This is a genomic window from Pseudomonas frigoris (genome assembly GCF_047758635.1).
GTDB classification, from domain to species: domain Bacteria; phylum Pseudomonadota; class Gammaproteobacteria; order Pseudomonadales; family Pseudomonadaceae; genus Aquipseudomonas; species Aquipseudomonas frigoris.
Map to the genome: position 1 here is coordinate 2,136,502 of NZ_CP180479.1, position 22,909 is coordinate 2,159,410.

General features: G+C 62.8%; 2 protein-coding genes. Both read left to right on the forward strand.

Features of this window, described 5'->3' with window-relative positions; all coding sequences use genetic code 11:
- Positions 1-10,989, forward strand: coding sequence for an amino acid adenylation domain-containing protein (locus tag ACMXYH_RS09710; protein ID WP_415766944.1), 10,989 nt, complete (start codon positions 1-3; stop codon positions 10,987-10,989).
- Complete coding sequence (locus tag ACMXYH_RS09715) at positions 10,989-22,751, forward strand: non-ribosomal peptide synthase/polyketide synthase (RefSeq protein ID WP_415766945.1); 11,763 nt, start codon at positions 10,989-10,991, stop codon at positions 22,749-22,751. The genes ACMXYH_RS09710 and ACMXYH_RS09715 overlap by 1 nt, the downstream gene beginning before the upstream one ends.
- Positions 22,752-22,909: the final 158 nt, after the last annotated feature.

A 22,909-nucleotide genomic window follows, 5' to 3' on the forward strand; every position in this document is an offset into this window, starting at 1 on the left:
ATGAATGCTGAAGACTCCTTGAAACTTGCTCGCCGGTTTATCGGGTTGCCCCTGGAAAAGCGCCAGATGTTCCTCGCGGCCTTGCAAAAGGAAGGCGTTGATTTCGCCCGGTTTCCCATTCCTGCCAGCGTCGAAGCCGAAGATCGCCAGGCGTTGTCGTACGCCCAGCAGCGCATGTGGTTTCTCTGGCAGCTGGACCCGCACAGCGGCGCCTACAACCTGCCGGGCGCGGTGCGTCTGACCGGACGTTTGAACCTGTCAGCGCTGGAGCAAGCGTTCGCCAGCCTCGTTGAACGTCACGAAACCCTGCGCACCGTGTTCCAGCGCCAGGCCGACGACACGTTGCTGCAAGTACCGGCCAGCGCGCCGCTGATCATCGATCAGGTGGATTTCAGCGCGTTGCCGGTCATTGAACGCGAGCAAGCAGTCGCCCAAGCGGCCGAGCAGCAATCGGTGCTGCCGTTTGATCTGGTAACCGGCCCATTGCTGCGCGTCACCTTGCTCAAACTCGCCGAGCAGGAACACGTCCTCTTGCTGACCTTGCACCACATCGTTTCCGATGGCTGGTCGATGAACGTGCTGATCGACGAGTTCATCCGCTGCTACGACGCCTTTGAAGCGGGCGCACAACCGCAACTCGCGCCATTGCCGATCCAGTACAGCGACTACGCGTTGTGGCAACGCCGATGGCTGGAGGCCGGCGAGCAGGCGCGTCAACTCGACTACTGGCAGACGCAACTGGGCGACGAGCACCCGGTGCTGGAACTGCCTGCCGATCATCCGCGCCCGGCGATGCCGAGCTATCGCGGCACCCGTTACGAGTTCGCCGTCGACGGTCAGTTGGCCGAGCAACTGCGGGCCACGGCGCAGAAACACAACATCACCCTGTTCATGCTGTTGCTCGGCGCCTTCAACGCGCTGCTGCACCGTTACACCGGGCAGACCGACATTCGCGTCGGCGTGCCGATCGCCAACCGTAACCGCGCCGAGATCGAAGGCCTGATCGGCTTCTTCGTCAACACCCAGGTGCTGCGCACCCAGCTCGACGGTCAGACCCGGGTCGATGAGTTGCTGCGTGCCATCAAGGAAACCGCCCTCGGTGCCCAGGCCCATCAGGATTTGCCGTTCGAGCGCCTGGTCGAGGCACTGAAACTGGAGCGCAGCCTCAGCCACACGCCGCTGTTCCAGGTGATGTACAACCACCAGCCGCAGGTCGCGGACATTTCCACGGTCAGCACCGCATCCGGTCTGGCGCTGGGCGTGATCGAGTGGGAAGGGCGCACCACCCAGTTTGATCTGACCCTCGATACTTATGACCTCAACACCAATGAAAAGCGCGGCAAGCTGCACGCCGCGCTGACTTACGCCAATGACCTGTTCGACGCCGCGACCATCGCGCGCATGGCGCAGCACTGGACGTATTTGCTGCGCGGGATGGTCAGTGATTCGCAGCAACGCATCAGTGATTTGCCGCTGCTGGAGAGCGCCGAATACCAGCGCATCGTGCATGACTGGAATCGCGCTGACGAAAGCTTCCCGCAGAACTTGTGCATTCATGAGCTGATCAGCCAGCAAGTCGCCGCGAACCCGACGGCATTGGCGGTGACCTTTGCCACGAAGCAGCTGACTTACGCCGAGCTCGACAATCAGGCCAATCGCCTGGCCCACAGGCTGATCGAATTGGGTGTCGGCCCGGAAGTCCGGGTCGGCGTGGCGATGCAACGTTCCGACAGCTTGTTGGTCGCGTTGCTCGCGGTACTCAAGGCCGGTGGTGCATACGTGCCACTGGACCCGGACTACCCGGCCGAACGTGTTGCCTACATGCTCGAAGACAGCCGCGCCCTGGTGCTGCTGACCGAGCAAGCTGTCGCCGCAACATTGACCGTCACCGCCGACACCCAAGTGTTGCTGATGGACGATAGGGCGTGGGCCGCTTACCCAGGCAGCGCGCCGGTGACCCGCGTCACGCCGGATAACCTCGCCTACGTGATCTACACCTCCGGCTCGACCGGCAAACCCAAAGGCGTGGCCATTGCCCATCGCAACGTGCTGGCGCTGATCGACTGGTCGAAATCGGTCTACAGCCGTGAAGACATTCAAGGCGTATTGGCCTCGACATCGGTGTGCTTCGACCTGTCGGTGTGGGAGCTGTTTGTGACCCTCGCCAACGGCGGCTCGGTGATCATCGCCCGCAATGCCCTGGAATTACCGCAGCTGCCGGCCCGGGATCAGGTGCGCCTGATCAACACCGTGCCGTCGGCGATCAATGCGTTGCAGCGCGACGGGCAGATCCCGCCGAGCGTGCGCATCATCAACCTCGCCGGCGAGCCGCTGAAGCAGAGCCTGGTGGACGCGTTGTATCAGCAGTCGACCGTCGAGCATGTCTACGATTTGTACGGTCCGTCGGAAGACACCACCTATTCGACCTGGACCCGCCGCGAGGCCGCTGGCCGCGCAAACATCGGCCGGCCACTCAAACACACCGCCAGCTATTTGCTCGATGCTGATCTGCAACCGGTGCCGCAAGGCGTGTCCGCCGAGCTGTTCCTGTCAGGCGCCGGCATCACCCGCGGTTACCTGGCGCGTCCGGGCATGACCGCCGAAAAGTATGTGCCAAACCCGTTTTCCAGCAATGGCGAGCGCCTGTACCGCACCGGCGACCTGACCCGTTATCAGACCGACGGTACGTTGCAATACGTCGGGCGCATCGACCATCAGGTCAAGGTCCGTGGCTTCCGTATCGAACTCGGTGAAATCGAAGCGCGGTTGTTGCAGCAGGACACTGTGCGCGAACTGGCGGTGCTGGCGCAGGACGGTGTCAACGGTCAGCAACTGGTCGCGTACATCGTGCCGGCCGATCCGGCATTGCTGGAAGATGTCGATGCTCAAACGACTCTGCGTGACACCCTGAAAGCTGCACTGCGTCAGCATCTGCCGGACTACATGGTCCCGGCGTTTTTGCTGTTCCTCGAACTCCTGCCGCTGACCCCCAACGGCAAACTCGACCGCAAGGCCTTGCCGGCGATTGACGGCTCGCAGCAACAACGCGAACACGTCGCGCCGCGCACGGAGATGGAAAAATCCCTGGCCGCGATCTGGCAGGACGTGTTGGCCATCGAAAATGTGGGTCTTGAAGACAACTTCTTCGAACTGGGCGGCGACTCCATCGTTTCCATGCAAGTGGTCAGCCGTGCGCGTCAGGCCGGGATCGTGTTGAGCCCCAAAGACCTGTTTCAGCACCAGACCATTCGCAGCCTGGCCCAGGCCGCCCGCAACGGGGAGCAACCGTTGATCGATCAAGGTCCAGCGGTTGGCGCGGTGGCGTTGGCGCCGGTGCAACAGTGGTTCTTCGAGCAAGCGATCCCCGAACGTCAGCACTGGAACCAGTCGCTGCTGCTGGTGCCGCGTGAGGCGTTGAACGGTGCTGCGCTGGATCGCGCTTTAGAACAATTACTGACCCATCACGACAGCTTGCGTCTGCGCTACGAACAGGCCGAAAACGGCTGGCAGCAGGCTTATGCCGCGCCGACCACTGAATCAGTGTTGTGGCAGCGTCAGGTGCAATCGGTCGAAGAACTCAACGCCCTGTGCAACGAAGCCCAGCGCAGTCTCGATTTGCAAAATGGCCCGCTGATGCGCGCGTTGCTGGTGACGATGGCCGATGCAACTCAGCGTTTGCTGCTGGTTATTCATCACCTGGCGGTGGACGGTGTTTCCTGGCGCGTGCTGCTGGAAGATCTTCAGCAGTTCTATAGCGGCAGTCATGCTTCGATGGCGAAAACCAGCACCTATCAACTTTGGGTTGCCCGTCTGCAAGCTCATCTTCCAGCCTTTGAAAACAGCCTCGGTCACTGGCAAACCCAACTGCGCGACGCACCGAACGATCTGCCATGCGACCACCCGAACGGTGCGCTGGAAAACCGCTTCGAACACAAACTCGAACTCAAACTCGACGCCGAGCAAACCCGCAAACTACTGCAACAGGCCCCGGCGGCCTATCGCACCCAGGTCAACGACCTGCTGCTGACCGCCCTGGCGCGGGCGGTTTGCCGCTGGAGCGGGCAGGGCAGCACGCTGATTCAGCTTGAAGGCCATGGTCGCGAAGACCTGTTCGACGGCATCGACCTGACCCGTACCGTCGGTTGGTTTACCAGCCTGTTCCCGGTCAATCTGATGCCGTGCGCCGATCTATCGGCGTCGATCAAAACCATCAAGGAACAACTGCGCGCAGTGCCGGACAAAGGCCTCGGCTATGGCGCGCTGCGCTACCTCGGCACACCGGAGATTCGCGCCGAACTGGCGGCGTTGCCGCAACCGCGCATCACCTTCAACTATCTGGGCCAGTTCGACCGCCAGTTCGACGATGCCGCGATGTTTGTGCCGTCCACCGAAGGCAACGGCGTGGCGCAGGATCCATCGGCACCGCTGGGCAACTGGCTGACGGTCGAAGGCCAGGTCTATGGCGGCGAGTTGTCGCTGAGCTGGGGCTTCAGCCGTGAGATGTTCGACACCACGACGATTCAGCGTCTGGCGGACGATTACGCGCTGGAACTCAACGCGCTGATCGATCACTGCTGTGCCGTTGAAGTGCCGCAAGCCACACCGTCGGACTTCCCGTTGGCGCGCATCAGTCAGGCGCAACTCGATGCACTGCCGGTTGCTGTTTCGACCCTCGAAGACCTTTATCCACTGTCGCCGATGCAGCAGGGCATGCTGTTCCACACCCTCTACGAACCCGAAGTCGGCGCCTACATCAGTCAGCTGCGCCTCGACATTCAAGACCTCGATCCGCAGCGATTCGCCCAAGCCTGGCAAACCGCGCTGGAGCGTCACGACATCCTGCGCAGCAGCTTCCACTGGCAAGGCCTCGACACCGCGCATCAGGCAATTGTCCGCAACGTCGCGTTGCCGCTTGAAGTGCTTGCAGCGACCGACACCGATGCGCTGGCCGACGCCGAACGCGCCCAGGGTTTTGCACTGGGCACCGCGCCGCTGTTCCGCTTGAACCTCGTCCGCACGGGCGCCAATGACTGGCACCTGATCTACACCAGCCACCACATTTTGATGGACGGCTGGAGCAACGCGCAGTTGCTGGCCGAAGTGATCCAGCACTACGCCGCCGGGCAATCGCTGCCGGCACCGACCGGGCAATACCGCGATTATCTGGGCTGGTTGCAGCAGCAATCGGCTGCCGCGGGCGAGCAGTTCTGGAAAGCGTCATTGGCGCCGCTGCAAGCGCCAACGTTGCTGGCCGAAGCGTTGCGGCCACCGGTAGGCGCCGAGGGCAGCGAGGAATATCGCGTCGCACTCGACAGCCGTGCGACCCAGCGTCTGGCCGAGTTCGCCCGTCAGCAGAAGGTCACCCTCAACACCTTGCTGCAAGCGGCCTGGAGCCTGTTGCTGCAACGCTACACCGGCCAGGATTGCGTGGTGTTCGGCGCCACGGTCGCCGGGCGTTCGGCGCCGCTGCCGGGGATCGAAGAGCAGCTCGGGCTGTTCATCAACACGCTGCCGCTGGTGTGCGCGATGAAGCCGGATCAAACCGTCAGCCAATGGCTGGGCGAGCTGCAAGGGCTGAATCTGGCCATGCGGGAGTTCGAGCATGTGCCGCTTTACGACATTCAGGGCTGGGCGGGGCAGCAGGGTTCGGCGCTGTTCGACAGCCTGCTGGTGTTCGAAAACTTCCCGGTGGCCGAGGCGCTGAAACAGGGCGCGCCGGCCGGGTTGTCGTTCGGCAACCTGCACAGCCACGAGCGCACGCACTATCCGCTGACCTTGGGCATCGAACTGGGCGAAGGCCTTAGCCTGGACTTCAGCTATGACGCGGCGCGGTTCAGTGCGGCGCAGGTCGCTGAGTTGTCGGCCAGTTTGCAGCACCTGCTGGTGCAATTGGTGGCGCTGCCGGACGCGGCATTGGGCACGCTGGAGTTACTCGATGAGGCCGGAAAAAATACGGTGCTCTCTGTCAGTCAACCGGCGGCAGTTGAGTTATCCACAGCACTTTTGGCGCACGAACAAATCGCGGCTCAGGCCGCCGCTACCCCAGACGCGATGGCGTTGCAGGTCGACGGTCAATCCCTGAGCTACGGTCAACTGAACGCGCAGGCCAACCGTCTGGCCCATCGTCTGCTTGAAAACGGCGCCGGTCCCGGCAAGCGCGTCGGTCTGGCGCTGAAGCGTGGTCCGCAACTGATCATCAGCCTGCTGGCGGTGCTCAAAACCGGCGCGGCTTATGTGCCTTTGGACCCGAAATACCCGGCTGAACGCCTGGCCTACATGATCGACGACAGCCGCCTCGACGTGCTGCTGTGCGAGTCCGGTCTGCTGGAAGACGTGCCAGGCGTGCTACGTCTCAGCCTCGAAGACAACGTCGGCTACTCCGACAGCGATCCGCAAAACCACGCGCTCGCCGACGACCTGGCCTACATCATCTACACCTCCGGTTCCACCGGCCAACCCAAAGGCGTGGCCATCGCCCATGCCGCGCTGCGCGAGTTCTGCCAGACCGCCGCCGACTATTCGGTGCTGTTGGCGTCGGACCGTGTGTTGCAGTTCGCGACCTTCAGTTTCGATGGTTTCGTCGAGCAGTGCTTCCCGGCGCTGTGCGTCGGTGCGGCGTTGATCATGCGCGGCGACGATGTGTGGGACGCCGGCCGCCTCGCCGTCGAAATCGTCCAGCAAGGCGTGACAGTAGCGGACTTGCCGGCCGCTTACTGGTATTTGCTGGCCCGGGAATGTGCGAGCGGTGTGGTGCGCAACTTGGGTGATTTGCGCCAGGTTCACGTCGGCGGCGAAGCAATGTCGGTCGAAGGTCTGCGTTTGTGGCATCAGGCCGGTTTGAGCCACGTGCGTTTGCTCAACACCTACGGCCCGACCGAGGCGACTGTGGTGTCCAGCATTCATGAATGCCATCTCGAAGATGCCAGCGACGCGTTTGGCATCCCGATTGGACGAGCCATCGCCGGTCGCGCGCTGTATGTGCTGGACGCGGCCGGTCAGTTGTTGCCCAACGGTGGCGTCGGTGAACTGTGCATCGGCGCGCCGGCCAGCCTCGCTCAGAGCTACTTCGACCGCCCGGCGCTGACCGCTGAACGCTTCCTGCCGGACCCGTTCGCCCGTGAACCGGGCGTGCGGCTGTACCGCAGCGGCGATCTGGCGCGCTACAACGCTGAAGGGAATCTGGAATACGTCGGCCGCATCGACCATCAAGTGAAGATTCGCGGTTTCCGCATTGAAATGGGCGAGATCGAAGCCTGCCTGCAAGCCCGGGAGGACGTGCGCGAAGCGGCGGTCATCGCTCAGGACGGCACGCAACTGGTGGCGTATGTCGTGGCCAGCGGCGCGACGGTTTCTCAGGCCGAATATCTGGAAGGACTCAAAGCCGTTCTGCGTCAGTCGTTGCCGGAATACATGGTGCCGAATCACCTGATCCTGCTGGCCAAACTGCCGCTCAACAACAACGGCAAACTCGACCGCAAAGCCCTGCCGCGTGCTGAAGCGGGCGATGCGAAACGCGAATTCGTGACCCCCGCCGAAGGGCTGGAAACGCAACTCGCGCTGATCTGGCAGGACGTGTTGCAGGTCGAACGCGTGGGACGTGACGACAACTTCTTCGAACTGGGCGGGCACTCGTTGCTGGTGCTTCAGGTGATCTCTCGGGTGCGTCAGCAATTGCAGCTCGAACTGACGGTGAGCAGTCTGTTCTGCGCCGCGAATCTGGCGGAATTTGCCGAGCGTGCAGCACTGGCGAACGTCAGCGACCAACCGGTGCTGCAACGTGCAACGGTCGGTCAGCCGCAGATCCTGTCTTACGCCCAACAGCGCCAATGGATTCTCTGGCAGCTGGACCCACAAAGCTCGGCCTACAACATTCCCGCCGCGCTACGCCTCAAGGGCTCGCTGAACCGCGAAGCCCTGCGCGAAGCCTTTACGCAATTGCAGGCCCGTCACCAAACCCTGCTCACAACCTTCGAACAGGACGGCCAGCAGGCGCGTCCGGTGCTGCACGACAATCTGGCGCTGCAACTGGATGAACGCACACTCGATCAGTCATCGATCGACAATGCCGTAGCCGAAGAAATCGCCCGGCCGTTCGACTTGCGCAACGGCCCGCTGTGGCGCGTGTTGCTGCTGCAAGTGAACACCGACGAACACGTGCTGGTGCTCACCGTGCACCACATCGCTGCCGATGGCTGGTCGATGCAGGTCATGGTCGATGAATTCAGCGCGCTGTATCAGGCTGCCGTCGAAGGCAAGGCTGCGAACCTGTCGAGTCTGCCGGTGAACTACAGCGACTACGCCCGTTGGCAGCGTGACTGGCTGGAGGCTGGGGAGGGCGCACGCCAACTGACGTGGTGGCGCGAGCAACTGGCTGGCAGCCAGACACCGCTGGAATTACCGAGTGAACTGACCCGTTCGGCCCGTCGCACCGAGCGCGGCGCCAGCCTGGTGCTGAACGTTGATCGCGAGTTGTTGGTCGGTTTGCATGAACGTGCCCAGGAGCAACAAGTGACGTTGTTCATGCTGTTGCTGGCGAGTTTCCAGGCCTTGCTGCATCGCCAGAGCGGGCAGCCCCGCATCAGCGTCGGCGTGCCGAGCGCCGGGCGTTCGCGTCTGGAAACCGAAGGCCTGATTGGCTTCTTCATCAACACTCAAGTGCTGCGTGCGGAGATCGATGGTCAGCAGTCCTTCAGCACCTTGCTGCAACAGGTCAAGCGCGTGGCATTGGGCGCGCAGGCTAACCAGGACTTGCCGTTCGAGCAGTTGGTCGACGCCTTGCAGCCCGACCGCAGCCTCAATCACAGCCCATTGTTCCAGGTGCTCTACAACCACCAGCAACAACTGGGCGCGAGCGTCGAGCGCACCGTCGCCGACTTGCAGGTCGAGCGTCTGCACTGGCAGCAACACACCACGCAATTCGATCTGGTGCTGGATACTCAGGAGCAGGGCGAAACGCTGGACGCCAGCCTGACCTACGCCACTGACCTGTACGACGAGGCGTCGATGAACCGCCTCGCCGAGCAGTGGCTGAACCTGCTGCGAGCGGTGGTCGAAGATCCGCAACAGCGCGTCGCCGAACTGCCATTGCTCAAAGCAACACAACGCGATGCGCTGATCCAGCACTGGAACCCGACGTTCCAGGCGCAACCGCCGTCGCCAACCTTGCACGACTTGTTCGAAGTTCAAGCCGCACAACGGCCGAACGCAATCGCACTGGTCTACGAAGGCGAGCAACTGACCTACGCCGCGCTCAACGCTCAGGCCAACCGGCTGGCGCGCAAACTGCGTGAACAGGGCGTCGGCCCCGAAGTCCGGGTTGGCATCGCCACCGAACGGGCGATGCCGCTGGTGGTCGGGTTGCTGGCGATTCTCAAGGCCGGTGGCGCCTATGTACCGCTCGACCCGCAATACCCGGCCGAGCGCTTGAGCTACATGATCGAAGACAGCGGCATCACGTTGCTGCTGACCCAACAACACTTGATCGATGGCTTGCCGGCCCGCGACGGCGTGCAAGTGCTGAGCCTGGAGTCGTTGCAACTGGAGGCCTTCAGCGACGACAACTTGCCAGCGCTAGCCACCGCGGAAAACCTCGCCTACGTCATCTACACCTCCGGTTCCACCGGTCGGCCGAAGGGCGCATTGCTCAGTCATGGCAACGTCGGGCGTCTGCTCACGGCCACCGCTGCCGAGTTCAACTTCGACCCGGACGATGTCTGGACGCTATTCCACTCCTACGCGTTCGACTTCTCGGTGTGGGAGCTGTTCGGTTCGCTGTGCACTGGCGGGCGTCTGGTGATCGTGCCGTATTACATCAGCCGCGAGCCGCAAGAGTTCCATCGCTTGCTCTGTGATGAAGGCGTGACGGTGTTGAACCAGACCCCGACTGCGTTCCGCCAGTTGTTGCCGATTGCATGCGCCAGCGAGCGAAAACTGGCGCTGCGTCAGGTGATTTTCGGTGGCGAAGCGTTGGAAGTCGCGAGCCTGCGTCCATGGTTCGAGCGCTTCGGCGACCAACAGCCAACCCTGGTCAACATGTACGGCATCACCGAAACCACGGTGCACGTGACCTACCGTGCGATCCGCCTGGCCGACCTCGACAGCAAGGCCCAGAGCCCGATCGGCCTGCCGATCCGCGACCTGCGCTGGTACTTGCTCGACAGCCAGTTGCAACCGGTGCCGGTGGGTGTGGCGGGCGAGTTGTACATCGCCGGCGCTGGTTTGGCCCGTGGTTATCACGGGCGTTTCGGCCTGACTGCCGAGCGCTTCGTTCCGAGCCCATTCGATGCGTCGCAACGCCTTTATCGCAGCGGCGACCTGGCGCGTCAGCGTGCCGACGGCAGCATCGATTACCTCGGGCGGATTGACCAGCAAGTGAAGATCCGTGGCTTCCGCATCGAACTGGGTGAAATCGAAGCCGCGCTGCTGGCGCAACCGGGCGTGCGCCAAGCCGTGTTGAGCGTGCATACCGGCGATGGCGGTCCGCAACTGTGCGCCTACGTGGTCGCCGAGCAAACCCCGCATGATCCAATCGCCTGGCGCGACAACTTGCGCGCCGCGCTCAAGGTGGATCTGCCGGACTACATGGTGCCGAGCCACTGGCTGCTGCTCGATGCCTTGCCGTTGACCGGCAACGGCAAGCTCGACCGCAAGGCTTTGCCAGTGCCTGACGCGCAGGAATGGCAACGCCCGTTCGAAGCCCCCGAGAGCGACCTCGAACGGCAACTGGCAGACATCTGGGCCAGCGTGCTGGGCGTGGCGCAGATCGGCCGGCGCGACAACTTCTTTGAATTGGGCGGGCATTCGCTACTCGCCGCCCAGGCCAGTGCCCGCGTGGAGCTGGAACTGGGCATCGAGCTGCCGCTGCGCGCGCTGTTCGAATCCACCGACCTTCAGGCTTATGCCGCCATGGCCGGGCAACACGCCCCGGCTGACAACGATGCACGTCTTGATGCGCTTGAGTCGCTTCTCGACGAGATGGAGATCAACTGATGGAACACACCACTGCCCAGCGTATCGCCAGCCGCTTCGCCGGCCTGCCTGCCGACAAGCGCCGCGAGTTTCTGCAACGCATGCAAGAGCAGGGCGTGAGTTTTGGCCAACTACCGATTCCGCCCGCAGCTGAGCCGCAAGCGACGTTCGAACTGTCGTATGCGCAGCAGCGCCAATGGTTCCTCTGGCAGCTTGATCCGCAAAGCTCGGCGTATAACATTCCAGCCGCGCTACGTTTGTATGGGCCGCTGAAGGTCGCGGCGTTGCAGCAGAGCTTCGACGTGCTGCTGGAGCGGCATCAGAGTTTGCGCAGCCGATTTGTCGAAGATGACGGTCAAGTTGTTCAGACGCTGGCTGAGTTCACTTCGCTGCCAATCGAACAGATCAGCCTGCGCGCCGAACCTCAAGATCAGCGTCTCGGTCTCGCGATGAAAGCGGTGGAGCAAGACATCGCCCGGCCGTTCGATCTTCAGCACGGCCCGCTGTTGCGGGTTAGCCTGTTGCAACTCGATACCGAAGACCATGTGCTGTTGCTGACCCTGCATCACATCGTCACCGATGGTTGGTCGATGGGCGTGTTGGTCGAGGAGTTTTCCCGGCTCTACGCCGCGCATTGCCAAGGGCAGAATGCAGCGCTGGAAGCGCTGCCGATTCAGTATTCCGACTACGCCCTGTGGCAACGCCGCTGGATGGAAGCGGGGGAACTGGAGCGTCAACTCAACTGGTGGCGTGAAACACTGGGCAGCGAACAACCGCTGCTCGAATTGCCGACAGACCGTCCGCGTCCGGCGCAACCGAGTCAGCGCGGTGCGCGTCTGGATTTCGCCCTCGATGCGACCTTGGCCAGCGGTTTGATGAGCCTGGCCAAACAGCGCGGTGTCACGCCGTTCATGCTGTTGCTGGCGAGTTTCCAGGCCTTGCTCTATCGCTACAGCGGCCAGTCCGACCTGCGGGTCGGCGTGCCGATTGCCAACCGTAATCGTGCGGAAACCCGTGGCCTGATCGGTTTCTTCGTCAACACCCAGGTGATGCGTGCTGAACTGGACGGACGTCTGCCATTCAGCCAATTGCTCGACCAGACCCGCGCTGCTTCGCTGGATGCCCAGGATTATCAGGACTTACCGTTCGAGCGTCTGGTGCAGGCGCTGCAAAGTGAGCGCAGCCTCAGCCACAGCCCATTGTTCCAGGTGATGTTCAACCACCAGCAAGCCAAACCGGCGGCGGTCAGCGGTTTGCTCGCCGGTCTGCGCGTCGAAGCGCTGAACGCCACGGCGCACACCACGCAATTCGACCTGCAACTGGACACTCAGGAAGAGGGCGACAAGCTGTTCGCCAGCCTGACGTACGCCACCGATTTGTTCGATGCCGAGCGCATCGAGCATTTAGCGCGTCATTGGCGGAATTTGTTGGCCGGTGTGCTGGCGAGCCCGCAATCCCCGCTCGCCGAGTTGCCATTGCTGGATGCCGACGAGCGCCTGCGCATTCTGGACGACCTCAACGACACCGCTCAGGCTTATCCGAGTGAAGTCTGCGTGCAGCGGCATTTCGAAGCGCGCGTGGCAGAAAACGGGGAGGCGACAGCGCTGGTGTTCCAGGGCCGCAGCCTGAGTTACGCCGAGCTGAATTTGCGCGCCAACCGCTTGGCCCATCACTTGCGCGCCCAGGGTGTTGGCCCTGAAGTGCTGGTGGGAATTGCCTGCGACCGCTCGTTTGAAATGGTCGTCGGCCTGCTGGCGATTCTCAAGGCCGGAGGCGCCTATGTGCCGCTGGACCCGGAATACCCGATTGATCGCCTGAGCTACATGATCGAAGACAGCGGCATTTCGTTGTTGCTGACTCAGGAACATCTGCTGGCGCAACTGCCGACCCCGGACAACGTGCGCACCTTGTGCCTGCACGCCGACGCCGATTGGCTGAGCGACTTGCCAGGTTCCGATCTGCCCAACCTTGCTGTCGCAGAAAACCTCGCCTATGTGATTTACACCTCCGGTTCCACCGGCAAACCCAAGGGCGCGGGCAACCGCCATGTGGCGCTGCATAACCGTCTGGAGTGGATGCAGGAAGCCTACAACCTGCTGCCGACTGACCGCGTGCTGCAAAAAACGCCGTTCAGTTTCGACGTGTCGGTGTGGGAGTTTTTCTGGCCGCTGATGAAGGGCGCAACGCTGGTCATCGCCGCCCCCGGCGAGCACCGCGATCCGCAACGCCTTGCTGCGTTGATCGTCGAACAGGCGATCACCACGCTGCACTTTGTGCCGTCAATGCTCTCCGCATTCATCGGTGCCGACGAAGCGCTGGCCTGCACCTCGCTGCAACGGATCATTTGCAGTGGTGAAGCGCTGCCAATGGAACTGCAACGCCAGACCCTGCGCAGCCTGCCGCAAGCCAATCTCTACAACCTCTATGGCCCGACCGAAGCGGCCATCGACGTGACCCACTGGACCTGCGTGGAAGAGGGCCGCGACAGCGTGCCGATCGGCCGCCCGATCGCCAACCTGCGCACCTGCATCCTCGACAGCGAACTGCAACCGTTGCCGCTGGGCGCGGTGGGTGAGTTGTACCTGGGCGGTGTCGGTCTGGCTCGCGGTTATCACCGCCGTGGCGCGCTGACCGCCGAGCGTTTCGTGGTCGACCCGTTCGGCAGCGGCGAGCGCCTGTATCGCACCGGTGACCTGGCGCGCTATCGCGCTGATGGCGCCATCGACTACTGCGGGCGTATCGACCATCAAGTGAAGATTCGCGGTTTGCGCATCGAACTGGGGGAAATCGAAGCGCGCCTGCAAGAACATGCCGACGTGCAGGAAGCCGTGGTGCTGGCCCTCGATGGCCCGAGCGGTAAGCAATTGGTCGCGTACCTGGTGCCGCAAAATCGCGCACTGCTGGACGTCGATGCCGAGCAACAAGGTGTGTGGCGCGAAACCCTGAAAAGCCATTTGCTCGCCAGCCTGCCGGATTACATGGTGCCGGCGCAGACCGTGCTGATCGAGCAGATGCCGCTGAGCCCTAACGGCAAACTCGACCGCAAACGCCTGCCCGCGCCGATCGCACAGGTCAGCCCGCGCGCGTTCGAAGCGCCACGCAGCGAACATGAACAGCTGCTGGCGCAGATCTGGCAGGACGTGTTGGGCGTGGAGCAGGTCGGGCGTCAGGACAACTTCTTTGAGCTGGGCGGCGACTCGATCATTTCGATTCAAGTGGTCAGCCGTGCCCGTCGTGCCGGCCTGAGCCTGCAACCGCGCGACCTGTTCCAGCAGCAGACCTTGCAAGCGCTGGCTGCGGTAGTGAAAGAACAGGCGGCACCGTTGGCGCAACAAGGGCCGGTGGACGGTGTGCAAATACTCACGCCGATCCAGCGTTGGTTCTTCGACGAGCCGATTCCGCAGCGTGCGCACTGGAACCAGGCCGTGCTGCTGACTCCACGCGAAACCCTCGAATTGCCGCGCCTGCAAGCCGCGCTGCAACGTCTTCTCAAGCAACACGACGCGCTGCGTTTGCGCTTCAGTCAGGTCGACGGCCAATGGTCGGCGCGTTATGTCGGGGCCGACAGCGCCGACGTCATCGACATGCTCTGGACCGCTCGCGTAGCCAGCGATGCCTCGCTGGAATCGGTGTGCGATGAAGCCCAGCGCAGCCTCAGTCTGCAAGACGGTCCGCTGCTGCGCGTGGCTTTGATCGCCCAGGCGGATGGTTCCCAGCGATTGCTGTTGGTGATCCACCACTTGGCGGTGGACGGTGTGTCCTGGCGGGTGTTGCTGGAAGATTTGCAGGCCGCTTACCGAGGGCAAGAATTGCCACCGAAGACCAGTGCGTTCCAGGCCTGGGCCGACAAGCTTGACGCCTATGCCCGTTCCGAAACCGCTGCCGGCGAACTGAACTGGTGGCAGGCGCAACTGAGCGTCGCCAATGATTCGCTGCCAGCCGCCAACGCTCAAGCCAGTCAGGCCGGGCATCTGCGCCAAGGTGTGAGCATCGGTCTTGACCGCGAGCAGACTCGCCAGTTGCTGCAACAGGCCCCGGCGATCTATCGCACGCAAGTCAACGACCTGCTGCTGACCGCATTGGCCCGTACCCTCAGCCGCTGGACCGGCCACGAATCGGCGCTGATTCAACTCGAAGGCCATGGCCGCGAAGAGCTGTTCGATGACATCGACCTGACCCGCACCGTCGGCTGGTTCTCCAGCCTGTTCCCGGTACGCCTGACGCCGACCGCCGACCTCTCGGGTTCGATCAAGGCGATCAAGCAGCAACTGCGCGAAATCCCGGGTAAAGGCATGGGCTACGGCCTGTTGCGCTACATGGGCGATGCCGCGACCCAAGCGGCGCTGGCAGCGTTGCCGCAAGCACGCGTGACGTTCAACTACCTCGGCCAGTTCGACCAGAGCTTTGCCGATGACGCACTGTTCACTCCGGCCCGCGAATCCAGCGGCGCCGCGCAATCGGCTGACGCACCGTTGCCGAACTGGCTATCGGTGGACGGTCAGGTCTATGGGGGTGAACTGAAACTCGACTGGACCTTCAGCCGCGAATGCTTCGACCTGCGCGAGATCGAAGCGCTGGCGGCGGATTTCCGCGGTGAGTTGCTGGCGTTGATCGCCCATTGCCTGAGCGATGGCGCGGGCGGCGTGACCCCGGCGGACTTCCCGTTGGCGCGTCTGACTCAAGCGCAACTCGATGGTCTGTCAGTGCCTCCGGCGCAAATCGAGGACCTGTATCCGCTGTCGCCGATGCAGGCCGGTTTGCTGTTCCACAGCCTGTACGAGTCGAAGTCCGGCGCCTACGTGAACCAGCTCAGCGTCGAAGCCCGCGGCCTGGATGCCGATCGACTGGGTCGCGCCTGGCAAGCGGTGCTCGACACCCATCCGATCCTGCGCAGCAGCTTCCACTTCCCTGACGGTTTTGAAGCGCCGGTGCAATTGGTGCATCGTCACCTGCAATTGCCGCTGACTTGCCTCGACTGGCGCAGCCGCAGCGATCAGGCCGAAGCGTTGGTTCAACTGATCGACAGCGAACGCTTGCAGCTCGATTCGACTCGCGCGCCGTTGATGCGTTTGACCCTGGTACGACTTGACGATGAGCGTCAGCAACTGATCTACACCCACCATCACTTGTTGCTCGATGGCTGGAGTAACTCGCTGTTGTTGAGCGAAGTCTTGCAGCGTTATGCCGGGCAAGACGTGCAGGCGCCGATTGGGCGTTTTGCCGATTACATTGGCTGGCTGCAACGTCAGGATGCCCACGCCGACGAGATCTTCTGGCGCGAGCAACTGGCGACCCTCGACAACCCGACCCTGTTGGCGCAGAGCCTGGCCCATGGCGACAGTAAAAACCTGTCAACGGCGGAATTTGCCGACCATCGTCAGACCTTCGATGTCGCCACCAGCAAACGCTTTAGCGAGTTTGCCCGTCAGCAAAAGGTCACCCTCAACACCTTGGTCCAGGGCGCATGGGCACTCTTGCTGCAACGCTACAGCGGTCAACGCAGCGTCGCCTTCGGCGCGACCGTGGCGGGGCGTCCGGTGGACTTGCCGGGTGCTGAAAGTCAGCTCGGACTGTTCATCAACACCTTGCCGGTGATCAGCACGCCAGACGCGGTCGAAAGCGTCACCCAGTGGCTGAGCCGCTTGCAGGCGCAGAACCTGGAACTGCGTGAGCATGAATTCACCGCATTGGGTGACATTCAGCGTTGGGCCGGGCGTGCCGGCGAGCCGCTGTTCGACAGCCTGCTGGTGTTCGAAAACTTCCCGGTGGCTGAAGCCTTGCAGCAGGGTGCGCCGGCCGGTTTGAGCTTCTCGATCCCGCAGAACCACGAACGCACCAACTTCCCGCTGACCCTGTCGGCCACTGCCGAAAGCCAGCTCAGCCTGAACTGGAGCTACCAGTGCGCCCACTTCAGCGGCGAGGCGATTGCCCGCATGAGCGAGCATCTGGCCGCGTTGCTGGCGGCGATGGTCGCTGCGCCAGACACTGCATTGAGTGAACTGGACCTGCTGACCGCGCCGGAACGTGCGCAACAGTTAGTGGAGTGGAACCCGCCGTTCACCGCGACGGAAAACCCGCTCTGCGTGCATCAGTTGATCGAGGCCCAGGCCGTTGTTCGACCGGACGCCACGGCGCTGATCTTCAACGATCTGGAATTGAGCTTCGACCAACTCAACCGTCGCGCCAACCAATTGGCCCATCGCTTGCGCGCACTGGGCATCGGCCCGGAAGTGCGGGTCGGCCTGGCGATGCAGCGTTCACCCGAGATGATCATTGGCCTGCTGGCGATCCTCAAGGCCGGCGGCGCTTACGTGCCGCTGGACCCGGCGTACCCGGCCGAACGACTGCGTTATCTGATGGAAGACAGCGGCATTTCGCTGCTGATCAGTCAATCGTGGCTGCGGGAAAAACTGCCCTTGCCGGAAGGCCTGTCGGTGCTGGAAGTCGACCGTGAGGCGCTGGACTCGATGGCTGAAACCAACCCGGTCAACCTGACCTGCGGCGAAAACCTCGCGTACCTGATTTACACCTCGGGCTCCACCGGCCGGCCGAAAGGCGTCAGCGTGGCCCATGGTCCGCTGGCCATGCATTGCCTGTCGATCGGCGAGTTGTACGGCATGACCCCGGACGATCGCGAGCTGCAATTTGCCTCGATCAGCTTCGACGGCGCCCACGAGCGCTGGCTCACGCCGCTGGTGTTCGGTTCGGCAGTGATGCCGCGCGATGACGAGTTGTGGAGCGTGGAACGCACCTGCGCCGAGATTGAAAAGCACGGCATCACCATCGCCTGCTTCACCCCGACCTATCTGTCGCAGATCGCCGATTTCATGGGCGAGGCGGGGCGTGATCTGCCGATCCGTTCCTACACCCCGTGCGGTGAAGGCATGGCCAAACATGCGTTCGACGAGGTCCAGCAGGTGCTGCAACCCAAGCGCCTGATCAACGGCTACGGCCCGACCGAAACGGTGATCACGCCGCTGATCTGGCTGGCGTATCCGGATACCGAATTCGACTCGGCGTTCATGCCCATTGGCCGGCCAGTCGGCAACCGCAGCGCCTATATTCTGGACGGCGGCTTGCAGCCGTTGCCGGTTGGCGTGGCGGGTGAGTTGTACCTGGGCGGCGAGGGCGTCGCGCGGGGTTACCATCAACGTCCGGACCTGACCGCTGAACGCTTCGTGCCGGATCCATTTGTGCCGGGCGCACGTTTGTACCGCAGTGGCGACCTCGCGCGGTTCCGTGCCGACGGCGTTGTTGAATACCTCGGTCGTATCGACCAGCAAGTGAAGATTCGCGGGTTCCGTATCGAACTCGGCGAAATCGAAGCCTGCCTGCTGGAACACGAAGGCGTGCGTGAAGCCTTCGTGATTGATCGCGAAGGCCCGGTCAGTCGCCAATTGGTTGGCTACGTGGTGCCCCGCGATCCGCTCGCCGATGAGCATGATTTGCGTGAAGCGCTGACGTTGCACCTGCGCAGCCGTCTGCCGGCGCACATGCTGCCGGCGCATTTGATGTGCCTGGCCGCGTTGCCGCTGACGCCGAACGGCAAGCTTGATCGCCAGGGCCTGCCAGCGCCTGAAGCCACTCGGCAGAACCACGATCAGGTGGCCGCTGCGTCGCCAGCCGAAGCGTTGCTGGTGGCGATCTGGCAAGAGCTGTTGGGGCTGGAGTCGGTGGGTGTTACCGAGAACTTCTTCGAGCTCGGCGGTGACTCGATCATCTCGCTGCAAGCGGTGAGTCGTGCCGGGCAGCGCGGGCTGGTGTTCAGTCCGAAGCAACTGTTCGAACAGCAAACCATTCGTGCACTCGCTGCGGTGGCGACCAGTCGTGAAGCGGCGTTGGTTGAAGCGCCGAATGTCCCTGCTTTTGCGCTGGTGCCGCACATCGACATCGCCGCCCGTGAAGGGCTGCAAGATCTCTATCCGCTGTCGCCGATGCAGCAAGGCATGCTTTTCCATTGCCTCGATTCGCCAGAGCTGAACCCCTACGTCAACCAGTTGAGCGTAGCGGTGGACGGTTTGCAGGTGCCGCGTTTCCGCGCGGCGTGGCAAACGCTGGTCGAGCGTCATGAAGTGCTGCGCGCCGCGTTCCGCTGGCGCGATGGGTTGGCCGATCCGCTGCAAGCGGTGTTCGCTGACGTCGAGTTGCCGATCCAAGAACTCGACTGGCGCGAGCGTACCGATACTGAGCAGGCGCTGAGTGAACTGGCCGCAGCGGAACAAGCCAAAGGCTTCGACCTGAGCTGCCCGCCATTGATGCGTTTCATCCTGGTTCGCCTGGGTGATGACCGTTACCAGATGATCTGGATCTACCATCACCTGTTGCTGGACGGCTGGAGTGCCTCGCGTCTGCTGGGCGACATGCTGCGCCTGTACCACAACGACAGCCTGCCAACCCTGACCGGTCGTTACGCCGACTACATCGCCTGGCTGCAACACCAGGACGGTGCGCAGGCGCAAGGGTTCTGGCGCGAGCGCCTGGCGTTGCTCGAAGCACCGACCATTCTGGCCAAGGCTTCCGGTGCGACAGGCTCCGGTCACGGCGTGATGTACAGTAACCTCGACGCCGAGGCGACGCGCAAACTGCACAGCTTCGCCAAGCGTCAGCGCGTGACCCTCAACACACTGGTGCAAGGCGCGTGGCTGTTGCTGCTGCAACGCCACAGCGGCCAACGCAGTGTCGCGTTCGGCGCCACGGTGGCGGGGCGTCCGACCGGGTTGGTCGGCGCGCAGGACATGCTCGGTCTGTTCATCAACACCTTGCCGGTGATCCAGACCCTCGATCCGCAACAGCCGTTGGGCGAGTGGTTGCGTGCCTTGCAGGATTACAACCTGATGGTCCGCGACTACGAGCACACGCCGTTGTCGGACATTCAGCGCTGGGCCGGGCAGGGTGGTCAGGGCTTGTTCGACAGCATCATCGTGTTCGAAAACCATCCGGTGGACCGCGCCTTGAAAGGGGGCGAGGAAGGTGAGCTGCGCTTTGCCGAAGTCGGCAGTGGCGGGGTGACCAACTTCCCGATGGACTTGATGGTCAGCGCCAACGAAGAAGGCCTGGAAGTCGAATACCTGTTCCTGCGTGATCGCTTCAGTGACGTGGAAGTTGAGCGGATTCGTGCACAGCTCGAAGGTTTGTTGCGTGCGTTGCCGGAGGATGCCACGCGTCTGCTTGGCAACATTGGTTTGCCTGAGGCGCGTTTGAGTCTGCCGCAGGTGTCCGACGACAACGCCGATTTGCTGCACGCGTTCAATCAGCACGTAAAAGCGCAGCCGCAGACAATCGCCTTGATCTGCGAGGATCGGGAAGTCAGTTATGCACAGCTTGAGGCGCAGGCCAATGGGTTGGCGCTGCAATTGATCGGTCGCGATATTGGCCCGGAAAGTCTGGTGGCGGTGGCGCTGCCGCGTTCCGAACGCACCATCGTTGCGTTCCTCGCGGTGCTCAAGGCGGGGGCGGCTTATCTGCCTTTGGACCTGGCGTACCCGGCCGAGCGACTGGCCTACATGCTCAGCGATTCGGCCGCCAGCCTGTTGCTTTGCGACAGTGATCTGGGCGAACGACTGACCCTGGCCGACAGCCCGCCACGTCTGTTGCTCGATCAACTGGCCGTTGCTGGCAACACCGAATTCCCGGTTTCCAAACCGTTGCCGGGGCACCTGGCGTACCTGATTTACACCTCCGGTTCCACCGGTCAACCGAAAGGCGTGGCCGTGGCGCGTGGTCCGATTGCCCGGCATTGCCGCGGCATCATCGAGCTCTACGAACTGGCACCGCGCAGCCGTGAGCTGCACTTCATGTCGTTCGCCTTCGATGGCGCTCAGGAACGTTGGCTGAGCGTGCTGTTGGCCGGCGGCAGTCTGGTGATCCGCGATGACAGTTTGTGGACCCCGGAGCAAACCCTGGAAGTGTTGCATCGTCACGGCGTCACCGTGGCCTGCTTCCCGCCGGCGTACCTGCAACAGATGGCCGAGGTGGCTGAACGTTTGGGCAATCCACCGGCGGTCGAGGTGTATTGCTTTGGCGGTGATGCGGTGCCGGAGGCCAGTTTCGAGCAGGTCAAACGCGCCTTGCGTCCGCAGCGTCTGGTCAACGGTTACGGTCCGACCGAGACCGTGGTCACGCCTCTGTTGTGGCGTGCCGAGGTAAGCGAAACCTGCGACGCGGCGTATGCGCCGATTGGTCGTGGTGTGGCCGGGCGTGGCTTGTACGTGCTGGATGCCGACCTCAATCCGTTACCGGTCGGTGTCAGCGGCGAGTTGTACCTGGGCGGAGAATGCCTGGCGCGTGGTTATCACCAGCGTCCCGGCATGAGCGCCGAGCGTTTCATCCCTGACCCGTTCGAGGCCGGTGGCCGCATGTACCGCACCGGCGACCTGGTGCGCCAGCGCGAGTGCGGGTTGATCGACTACCTGGGGCGTCTCGACCAGCAAGTGAAGATCCGTGGTTTCCGCATCGAACTGGGCGAAATCGAAGCCCGCCTGCGCGACTGCGCCGGGGTGCAGGATGCCGCCGTGGTGGTGCACGACACGCCGACCGGCAAGCAATTGGTGGGTTATGTGGTCGCTGCCGGTGCTGTTGGGCTTGATCGCCGCTTGAAGTCTGAACTGCAAGCGCAACTGCCGGACTACATGGTGCCGGCGCGGATCATGGTGCTGGAGCGCTTCCCGCTGTCGGCCAATGGCAAGCTCGACCGTCGCGCATTGCCTACGCCTGAATGGGCTCTCGGCGGTTATCGCGCGCCGCGCAACGATCTGGAAATGGCGCTGACCGCGATCTGGCAAGAGGTGCTGGGCGTGCCGCAAGTGGGCATCGACGACAACTTCTTTGAACTGGGCGGCGACTCGTTGCAGGTGCTCAAAGTGATCTCGCGGGTGCGCAGCCAGCCGCAACTGGGCTTTGAATTGAAGCTGCGGGATCTGATGCAGAAGCCGTGCATCGCCGAACTTAGCGGCTATCAGGCGGCCGAGCCGGCGTCTGCGCCGGACCCGTTGCTGGCGCTGAATGCGCGGATCCCGAACGTGCCGGCGCTGTTCTGCCTGCACGCCGGTTTCGGCACGGTGTTCGACTACGAACCGCTGGCCCGTCGACTGGAAGGACGGCGCACGGTCTACGGCGTGCAATGCCGCATGCTGCTTGACCCGCACTGGCAGGACGAATCACTGCTGGCGATGGCGCAGGCCTATGCGCAACGGATTCGCAGTCAGCAGGCCAAGGGGCCGTATTACTTGCTGGGTTGGTCGTTGGGCGGGGCGTTGACGCAACTGGTTGCTCACGAACTGGAAACCCGGGGTGAGACGGTCGCGTTTGCCGGACTGGTCGACAGCTACGTGGCGGGCACCGCAGAAGCGGGGGACTGGCGCGAGGACCTGGGCGACTTCCTGAAATTTGTGCTCGGTCTGCCGGCCGATGAGGCTCAGGCGCTGATTGCGCTGAAAGCCGCTGACTTGAATGAGCGCGAAGGTTCCACGGCGGTGATCGAGGCGGCCATGCACGGTTCCAATGAGCAAGCGGCGTTGGGGGCTGGGGAACTCACGCAGATCTTCGCCACCGGCTCACGCCTCAAGCAACTGGCGCTGGCGCATCGGCAACTGCCGGCGATCCAGGTCACGGCGCATCGCTGGTGGGTGGCCGAGCGCGACGACGAACGTCAGGTGTTCGAGGCCCAGGTCGGTAGCCATGGCGTTGATCGCTTGTTGGTGGGTGGGCACTACGAACTGCTGCGCGGTGATGAGTTGCTGGATGAGCTTGAAGACCTGTTGGAACGCCGTTTGGCAATCGCATAAACGGGAGCACCACGGTCCCCTGTAGGAGCTGTCGAGTGAAACGAGGCTGCGATCTTTCGATCCTGTTTTTTAAGATCAAGATCAAAAGATCGCAGCCTCGTTTCACTCGACAGCTCCTACACAAGCTCCGCTCGTTTCAGGATTTTGTATTGACCTCT